The following is a 7,879-nucleotide window of genomic DNA, read 5'->3' as shown; positions in this document are numbered from 1 at the left end:
GCCGAGCGAGCAGCCCACGGAGGAACCCACGGACGAGCCGACCGAGGAGCCGACCGACGAGCCGACCGAGGAGCCGACGGACGAGCCGACTGAGGAGCCCACCGAGGACCCGACGGACGACCCGACCGACGAGCCGACCGAGGAGCCGACGGACGAGCCGACTGAGGAGCCCACCGAGGACCCGACGGACGAGCCGACTGAGGAGCCCACCGAGGACCCGACGGACGACCCGACCGAGCAGCCCACAGACGACCCCACAGATGACGGGGACGACGACCAGGGTGACGACGGCGACCAGGGTGACGACGACCAGGGCGACGAGCTCGCCCTGTCGATCTCGCCCGACCGGATCACGGCGTCCGAGTTCGTCGATTCCGAGCACGGCGTCATCCTCTCTGTGACCGGTCTGGAGCCCGGCGACGAGATCGAGTTCGCCGTCGCACCCACGTCCGGCCAGAACGTGGATCCGGCCGACCTCTCCGCCACCGCGGCCGAAGACGGCGTCGCGTCGACCGTCGTCTACGGCACGTCGTCGATCGATCCCGCCTCGTACATCGGCGACTACTCCGTCGCCGTGTCGGGCATCGACGAGGACGCCGCCCAGGCGGGCAGCGAGTCGGCGAAGGCCGAGGCCGCAGCGGAGTCCGCCGACGACCTCACGGGGACCTTCACCGTGACCACGGATGACGGCGACTCCGGTGACGGCGGTTCCGACGACGGTGACTCCGACGACAGCGGCTCGGATGACAACAGGTCCGACGACAACGGCTCGGACGACGGCGGTCAGCTGCCTCGCACGGGTGCCGAGCTGGGCGCACTCGCCGCGGGTGCCGCACTGCTGGCTGTGGGTGGCGCAGCCGTCGTGATCAGCCGCCGTCGGTTCGACCACGGCGCCTGAGCGAGTACCGTCGGCGCTGAGAAGAGGATCATCACGCACCTGAGCTGATCCCTCCTTCCGCCGACAGCGACGGGGCCCGGGCTCCCGCCAGGGAGTCCGGGCCCCGTCCGGCTCATCCGTCCACCACCTCCACCGACACGGCCCCGTCCACGCAGCGGCGTGGAAACGCGGCCGACCGACGCAGAAGGGTGTCCGATGAACCAGAAGCCCGACGACCGGCAGTCCTCCCGGCACGTCTCCCGCCTCCGCTCACGCGCAGAGAAGCGGTCCGCCCGGACGCACGAGGCCCGAGCCGAGAAGAACGTCGTCGACCGGGAGTCAGCGCTCAAGCGTTCGGATGCCCACCCCGACAGCTTCCTGGCACACCTGAATCTCAAACCGATCTGGTTCTTCTCCGCCTTCGCGGCACTCGTCGTGGTGCTCCTCCTCCCCCTCGAGGGAGGTCTCACACCCGCGGGCCAGGTCGCACTGGCAGTCCTCGCCTTCGCCGTCATCATGTGGGTGACCGAGGCCATCTCCTACACCGTCAGCTCCGCCCTCATCATCGGCCTCATCGCCATCATCCTGGGGCTCACCCCGGGAACAGGGCTGGAGGGAGAGTCCGACCCCGTCGGCAGCTCGAACGCGCTGGGCTACGCGTTGGCGGGGTTCTCGTCGTCCGCTGTCGCCCTCGTAGCGGCCGCACTCGCACTCGCGGCCGCCATGCAGGCGACCGGACTCCACAAGCGCCTGGCGCTCTGGGTCCTCAAGCTGTCCGGCGAAAAGACCTCGCACGTCCTCATCGGCGCCATCGTCATCTCGATCGTCCTCGCGTTCTTCGTCCCCTCGGCCACGGCGCGCGCCGGCGCCGTCGTGCCGATCCTGCTGGGCATGGTCGCGGCCTTCGGTCTCGCCAAGAACTCCCGTCTGGGCGCCCTCCTCGTCATCGCGTCCGCCCAAGCCGTGTCCATCTGGAACATCGGCATCAAGACCGCCGCCGCGCAGAATCTGGTCGCCGTCGGCTTCATCTCAGAATCCATGGGGATCGACGTGTCGTGGGGACAGTGGTTCATCTGGGCCGCTCCCTGGTCCGTCCTCATGTCCGTCGCGCTGTACTTCGTCATGCGCTGGGCGATCAAGCCCGAGGTCGAGTCGATCGCCGGCGGACGGCAGATCGTCGCACAGGACCTCGCAAAGCTGGGCCCCATGACCGGCAAGGAGATCCGCCTCATCGTCATCGCGGTGCTCCTGCTCCTCATGTGGTCGACGGAGGGGATCCTCCACCCGCTCGACTCCTCGACGATCACCCTCGTCGCGATCGCCCTCCTGCTGGTGCCGAAGATCGGCGTGTTCACATGGAAGACGCTCGAGGACCTCGTCAACTGGGGAACCCTCATCGTCTTCGCCGTCGGCATCTCCCTGGGATCGCTTCTGCTCACGACCGGTGCCGCGGCGTGGCTGTCCGAAGCCGTGTTCGGTTCGCTGGGGATCACGGACATGCCGATGCTGGCCACGATCGCCCTCGTGTCCGCGTTCACGATCCTCATCCACCTGGGCTTCGCCTCCGCGACCTCGCTGGCGTCCGCCCTCATCCCCGTCTACATCGCACTCGCCGCCTCACTGCCGGGCGCGGCCGACGGCGGATTGGGCTTCGTCATCATCCAGCAGTTCGTCATCAGCTTCGGCTTCCTCCTGCCGATCTCCGCCCCGCAGAACATGCTCGCCTACGGCACCGGCGCGTTCACCGCCACGCAGTTCCTCAAGACCGGCATCCCCCTGACGGTCATCGGGTACCTGCTGGTCCTGCTGCTGTCCGCCACGTACTGGAAGTGGATCGGCCTCGTGTGACCGATGCCGCCGGCCGCACCGCGAGTGCATAAGCTGGGCGCATGACCTTCGATGCGGAGTCCCTCACCACCGATCTCGACCTGCGCTCACTGGGCGAGCGCTTCTACCTCAAGACACTCGACCAGATCTCGCCCAAGGGGATGGTCGAGGAGTCGCTGCTGCCCGGCTGGTCGCGCGTGCACGTCGCGATGCACGTGGTGCACAACGCGGAGGGCTTCATGCGCCTGCTCGACTGGGCCCGCACCGGGGTGGAGAACCCCATGTACCCCTCACGCGAGGCCCGCGACCAGGAGATCCTCGACTCCGCGACGCACACGAGCGGGGAGGACGCGATCGCGATCGCGCACGAGGTCGTCGACGAACTGGACGAGTCCATCGCCCTCATGACGCCGGAGACCTGGGCCAGCCCGCTGGTGTCCGGTCGTGGCGACGACATCATCGCCGCGGACATCCCATGGCTTCGTGCCCGCGAGGCGTTCATCCACGCCCTGGACCTGGGGATCGGTGCGACCGCGCTGGACTACCCCACCGCGGTCGTCGACCGGCTGTTGAGCGAGGTCCCGGGCATCTGGGAGAAGAAGGGCACCACCACCCACTACGAGCTGGAGTTCCTCGACCGGGACCAGAACCTCACCATCCGCACAGGCGATGCGGTGACCGGCGACTCGGTCGAGCCGATCGTCGTCCAGGGCGAGGCCGCCGAAGTCCTCAGCTACCTCATGGGACGCGGCTGGCCGCGCTCCACCGCGGACGATCGCCGCAAGGGGATCCGGGGCGGCACCGCCCACGACCTCCCCACTCCGCCCGCCTGGCTCTGAGCCCGGGGGCGCCCCTGCATCACGCGCGGCGGCGTCCCTGTCCGGGGCGCCCGGCCCCGTCCGGCCGGTAGACGACCAGCGCGCTGCCGGGCGAGTACCGCTGCGGTCGCTCCCCGCGCAGGATCGAGAACACGTCTCCGGTGGAACCGGCCGCGAACACCCGACTGCCGGTGCCGGCGGCGTCCTCCATCCGCTCCACTTGCTGCTCCAGGTCCGCGGCCCGCGCCCGCACCCGGCGGAGCTGATCCTGGAGATCGAGGATCTTGCGGATCCCCGCCAGGTTGATGCCCTCGTCCTGACTCAGCCGCTGGATGAGCTGGAGCCGGGCGATGTCATCCGCGGAGTACCGCCGACCGCGCCCTGCCGTCCGCTCAGGACTGACGAGTCCCAGGCGGTCGTACTGGCGCAGCGTCTGCGGGTGCATGCCCGCCAGATCCGCCGCGACGGAGATCACGTACACCGCTGCATCTGCTGAGATGCGCATCGCTCATCACGCCTTCCGCGCCGCGTCCATCAGGCCCGCGCGCGGATCGATGCTCGCCGTCGCTTCCCGGTACGCGACGACCGCGTCCTTCGCCTCCTGCGGCAGGTCCTTCGGAACGGAGATCTCGACGGTGACGAGCAGGTCGCCCGTCGTGGACTTCCCCTCGACGCCCCGGCCCCGCACGCGCAGCACTCGTCCGGACGGCGTCCCCGCGGGGATCTTCATCCGCACCGGCTGTCCGCCCAGGGTGGGGACGGACACCTCGGCACCCAGCGCCGCCTCGTCGAACGAGACCGGCAGCTCCATCCGCAGGTTGTCGCCGTCGCGGGTGAAGACGGGGTGCGGCTTCACGTTCACCGTGAGGATGAGGTCGCCTGCCTCGCCGCCGTTGGGGCTGGACTTGCCCTTGCCGCGCAGGCGCACCTTCTGACCGTCCTTCACACCCACGGGGGTGCGGACGGTCAGCGGCTTGCCGCCGGGCATCGTGAGCTTCACGGATGCGCCCTTGACTGCCTCTGTGAACGACAGGGTCGTCGACGCCTTGTAGTCGCCGCCCTTCGTGGGCCCGGTGGAGAAGCCTCCGCCGTAGGGCGACCCGCCGTACGGGGAGCCGCCGAAGGGCGATCCTCCGCCGAACAGGTCCGCGAAGTCCGGGGGCACGTCGCCACCGGTCGTCCGATAGCCGCCACGGCCGCCTGCGGGTCCTCCGCCGGTGTTGAAGAGGCCGGAGAAGACGTCCTCGAAGCCTCCGCCCCCGGCCTGACCACCCGAGCCCGCGCTGAAGCGCGCTCCGCGGCCCATCTGTCGGACCTGGTCGTACTGCTCCCGGGTCTCCTTGTCGGACAGCACCTGGTGCGCCTGCCCGACCTCCTTGAACTTCGCCTCGGCCTTCGCGTCACCCGGATTCTGGTCGGGATGGTACTTCCGCGCGAGCTTCCGGTACGCCTTCTTGATCTGAGCGTCCGTCGCGTCCGCGGGGACGCCCAGCGTCTTGTAGAAATCCTTCTCGAACCAGTCGTTCTGGGGTCCGGTATTCACCTGGCACCTCCCTTCGTTCGCTGGTCGGCCACCGCGCCCCTCCCGGACCCTGCCGGGTGGGGACGGTCACCGTCCGGATGATCGTCCGGGCCGGTTCCCGCGGGCGCCTGGATACCAGGCGCCCACGGGAACCGGACCCGAGCGTTCCGCCGATTCAGTCGGCGGGCTGCTGCACGCCCACGCGTGCCGCGCGGATGATGCGGTCGCCGTAGCGGTAGCCCGGCTGCATGACCATGAAGACGGTCGGCCCGTCCACTTCATCGCTGGGCTGCTGCATGAGCGCCTCGTGGACGGCGGGGTCGAACTCCTCGCCCGCCTCGCCGAACTGGACGACGCCGGCCTTCTCCAGCGACTCGAACAGCTTCGTCACGTGGACCTCGAACTGCCCCGTCACGTCACCGTTCTCCTTCGCCAGTCGGACCTCGTCCAGCACCGGGATGAGCGCCTCCGCCAGCGCGATCGCGCCGTTCTCGCGCGCCCGGTCCTGCTCGCGGTTGGCCCGCATGCGGTAGGCCGCGTACTCCGCGTTGATCCGCTGCAAGTCCGCGAGCCGCTCCTCGGCCAGGACCGCGTCCGGAGACTGCGCGCCGCCCTCGGTCACGACCTCGTCCGTCAGCGACGACGCGTCCTCGGGGATCTCGACCCCCAGGTCCGCCGTGTCCGCTGCTGCGGTCTCGTCCGCCACCGGATCCGTCGCCGAGGCCTGGGCCGGGTCCCCGGCCGGCTCACCGGAGCCGGCCGGGGCCTCGGCGGCGGGGTCCCGCTGCTGGGGCTGGTCCCCGGCCTGCGGCTGGGGCTGCGCACCGGGCCTGGGCTCGCCCGTCTCCGGGTCGATCCGGCGCTTGTCGGTGAACGAGAAGCCCGGTTCGGTGCGGCCGTCCTGGGGATCCTCGTTCGCCGTCACTTCTTCTCCTCGTCCTCGTCCACGACCTCGGCGTCGATGACCTCATCCTCAGCGGAGTCCGCAGCGGAGGCATCCGCGTCACCGGCGGCCGGCTCGTCAGTCTGCTGCGAGTAGATCGCCTCGCCGATCTTCTGCTGGTTCTCCACGAGGCGGTCGTACGCGGTCTTGACCGCGTCGTCGTCCTCGCCCTTGAGCGCTTCCTTGAGGGCCTCGACGTCGGAGTTGATCTCCGTCTTGACGTCCTCGGGCAGCTTGTCCTCGTTCTCGCCGACGAGCTTCTCCGTCTGGTAGGCCAGGGTCTCCGCGTTGTTCCGGACGTCCTGCGCCTCACGGCGCTTCTTGTCCTCCTCCGCGTGCTCCTCGGCCTCACGGACCATGCGCTCGATGTCGTCCTTCTCCATCGCGGAACCGCCCGTGATGGTCATGGACTGCTCCTTGTTCGTGCCCTTGTCCTTCGCGGACACGTGCACGATGCCGTTCGCATCGATGTCGAAGGAGACCTCGATCTGCGGGACGCCGCGCGGAGCCGGCGCGATGCCGGTCAGCTCGAACGTGCCCAGCGCCTTGTTGTCGCGGGTGAACTCGCGCTCGCCCTGGAAGACCTGGATCGACACGGAGGGCTGGTTGTCCTCTGCAGTCGTGAAGGTCTCGCTGCGCTTCGTGGGGATCGGGGTGTTGCGCTCGATGAGCTTCGTCATGACGCCGCCCTTGGTCTCGAGGCCCAGCGACAGCGGGGTCACGTCGATGAGGAGGACGTCCTTGCGCTCGCCCTTGAGGACACCGGCCTGGACCGCCGCACCGATGGCGACGACCTCGTCCGGGTTCACGCCCTTGTTGGGCTCGCGGCCGGCCAGCTTCTCCACGGCCTCGCTCACAGCGGGCATACGGGTCGAGCCACCCACAAGGACGACGTGGTCGATGTCCTTGATGGTGACGCCCGCGTCCTTGATGACCTGCTCGAACGGCTTCTTGGTCCGCTCCAGCAGATCCGAGGTGAGGTCCTCGAACTTGGCGCGCGTGAGGGTTTCATCCAGGTGGATCGGGCCCTCCTGGCTCATGGACAGGTACTGCAGCGAGATGTTGGTGCTGGAGGCGGAGGACAGCTCCTTCTTCGCCTGCTCAGCAGCCTCGCGCAGACGCTGCAGTGCGGTCGTGTCCTTCGAGAGGTCCACGCCGTCCTTGTCCTTGACGGCCTTGATGAGGTGGTCGACGATCCGCTGATCCCAGTCGTCACCGCCCAGCTTGTTGTCGCCGGAGGTCGCGCGCACCTGGATCGTGGAGAAATCGTCCTCGTCCTTGCCGACCTCCAGGAGCGACACGTCGAACGTGCCACCGCCCAGGTCGAAGACCAGGATGAGCTCGTCCTCCTTGCCGCGCTCCAGGCCGTAGGCCAGTGCAGCGGCGGTGGGCTCGTTGATGATGCGCAGGACGTTGAGGCCGGCGATCTCACCGGCGTCCTTCGTCGCCTGGCGCTCCGCGTCGTTGTAGTACGCGGGCACCGTGATGACGGCGTCGGTGACCTTCTCGTTGAGGTAGTCCTCGGCGTCGTGCTTGAGCTTCTGGAGGATCCGCGCGGAGATCTCCGGTGCCGTCATCGTCTTGCCGCCCAGCTCCGTGGTCCAGTCCGTGCCCATGTGGCGCTTGACGGACGACACCGTGTTCTTGACGTTCATGACGGCCTGGCGCTTGGCGATGTCGCCGATGAGCCAGTCGCCGTTCTTGTTGACCGCGACGACGGACGGGGTGGTGCGAGCACCCTCCGCGTTCGCGATGACCTTGGGCTCGCCGCCCTCCAGGACCGCGACGACCGAGTTGGTGGTTCCGAGGTCGATGCCGACTGCACGTGCCATGGTTTCACTCTCCTTTGGACTCTGTTGAGCCTGGTCGGCTCATGTTCTGCCGCCAGTCTT

6 protein-coding genes and 1 pseudogene are annotated in these 7,879 nt (G+C 68.9%); 3 read left to right on the top strand and 4 right to left on the bottom strand.

All coding sequences use genetic code 11. From position 1 onward, the window contains the following. The 3 genes and pseudogenes from HGBR_RS20435 to HGBR_RS07090 form a co-directional block, all read left to right on the top strand. Positions 1-898: pseudogene (locus tag HGBR_RS20435) on the top strand (PT domain-containing protein); the annotation flags it as partial. Between the two features lie 195 nt (positions 899-1,093). Then, on the top strand, positions 1,094-2,725 hold the full coding sequence (locus HGBR_RS07095) for an SLC13 family permease (protein WP_019158643.1): 1,632 nt from the start codon (positions 1,094-1,096) through the stop codon (positions 2,723-2,725). A 41-nt stretch (positions 2,726-2,766) separates the two neighbouring features. Further along, entirely contained in the window at positions 2,767-3,543 is a 777-nt protein-coding gene (locus HGBR_RS07090; RefSeq protein ID WP_019158642.1) for a maleylpyruvate isomerase family mycothiol-dependent enzyme, read from the top strand. A 19-nt stretch (positions 3,544-3,562) separates the two neighbouring features. Here HGBR_RS07090 and HGBR_RS07085 read toward each other — a convergent pair whose 3' ends face one another. From HGBR_RS07085 to dnaK, 4 genes are all read right to left on the bottom strand, one after another. After that, positions 3,563-4,027 carry a heat shock protein transcriptional repressor HspR gene (locus HGBR_RS07085; RefSeq protein WP_019158641.1) on the bottom strand — a complete coding sequence of 155 codons (465 nt, stop codon included), beginning with the start codon at positions 4,025-4,027 and terminating at the stop codon, positions 3,563-3,565. A 6-nt stretch (positions 4,028-4,033) separates the two neighbouring features. Next, positions 4,034-5,065 carry a DnaJ C-terminal domain-containing protein gene (locus HGBR_RS07080; protein WP_019158640.1) on the bottom strand — a complete coding sequence of 344 codons (1,032 nt, stop codon included), beginning with the start codon at positions 5,063-5,065 and terminating at the stop codon, positions 4,034-4,036. Between the two features lie 154 nt (positions 5,066-5,219). Continuing rightward, the gene (locus HGBR_RS07075) at positions 5,220-5,969 is read right to left on the bottom strand and encodes a nucleotide exchange factor GrpE (protein WP_019158639.1); all 750 of its coding nucleotides are present in this window, start codon (positions 5,967-5,969) and stop codon (positions 5,220-5,222) included. Continuing rightward, positions 5,966-7,819 carry a molecular chaperone DnaK gene (gene dnaK / locus HGBR_RS07070; RefSeq protein WP_019158638.1) on the bottom strand — a complete coding sequence of 618 codons (1,854 nt, stop codon included), beginning with the start codon at positions 7,817-7,819 and terminating at the stop codon, positions 5,966-5,968. The genes HGBR_RS07075 and dnaK overlap by 4 nt, the downstream gene beginning before the upstream one ends. Between the last annotated feature and the right edge of the window lie 60 nt (positions 7,820-7,879).

The organism is Brevibacterium senegalense, assembly GCF_000285835.1.
GTDB lineage: Bacteria > Actinomycetota > Actinomycetes > Actinomycetales > Brevibacteriaceae > Brevibacterium > Brevibacterium senegalense.
Note: the sequence above shows the minus strand (reverse complement) of the source record. Positions and strands in the feature narration are given on the sequence as shown.

Bases quoted from the DNA above. Each gene is read 5' to 3' on its own strand.
- HGBR_RS07095 (WP_019158643.1), top strand. From the start codon at position 1,094: ATGAACCAGAAGCCCGACGACCGGCAGTCCTCCCGGCACGTCTCCCGC.
- HGBR_RS07090 (WP_019158642.1), top strand. From the start codon at position 2,767: ATGACCTTCGATGCGGAGTCCCTCACCACCGATCTCGACCTGCGCTCA.
- HGBR_RS07085 (WP_019158641.1), bottom strand. From the start codon at position 4,027: ATGCGCATCTCAGCAGATGCAGCGGTGTACGTGATCTCCGTCGCGGCG.
- dnaK (WP_019158638.1), bottom strand. From the start codon at position 7,819: ATGGCACGTGCAGTCGGCATCGACCTCGGAACCACCAACTCGGTCGTC.